The 562-nt window shown below is 44.7% G+C and carries 1 protein-coding gene; it reads right to left on the bottom strand.

Going from position 1 to position 562, the window contains the following annotated elements:
- On the bottom strand, positions 1–562 hold a 562-nt coding region (locus R7Q48_RS29810), incomplete at both ends, for a GGDEF domain-containing protein (protein WP_318133992.1).

Here is a 562-nt window from a genome sequence, read left to right as displayed (position 1 = left end):
TTTTCCCTTGAAGACCATGGTGAACTCTTCGCCGCCGAAGCGATAGACCTTTGCACCACCACGTGTTTTCATCAATCTTGAAGCCACCATTTTTAGCACATCATCGCCGATGTCATGCCCGTACGTGTCGTTAAATTTCTTGAAGTGGTCGACATCGAGCATTGCAATTGTGAATTTTCTGCCCATGTGTTTTAGATCTAAATCTAATGCTCTGCGGCTTGGAATCTGCGTTAGGCTGTCAGTAAAAGCAAGTTGGTGACTCGCCGAGGTCGAATAGATGATGATGAGCAGACCAGTAAGCGTAAACATGGTGCTGGAAATGTACTGCACATCAAAGAAGATGAATGTCGCGGAAGCCAAAGCCATTGCAGAATAGGTCATCGCATGGATGATTTTGTTGGTTTTCAGCAGCAGAATACCGAGAAAGCACACAATACCAACACAATACAAAACAAGAATAAACGGCAGCTTAGATACGCTAGGCACAATGAACAAAATGCCGCTAGTCCATTGCTCAAAGCCACCATCAACGTAATATGCCAAGATGATGTAGGACCACAAG

The organism is Vibrio sp. 378 (genome assembly GCF_033339435.1).
The sequence above is the reverse complement of the archived record's forward strand: the minus strand, read 5'-3'. Positions and strand labels throughout refer to the sequence as shown.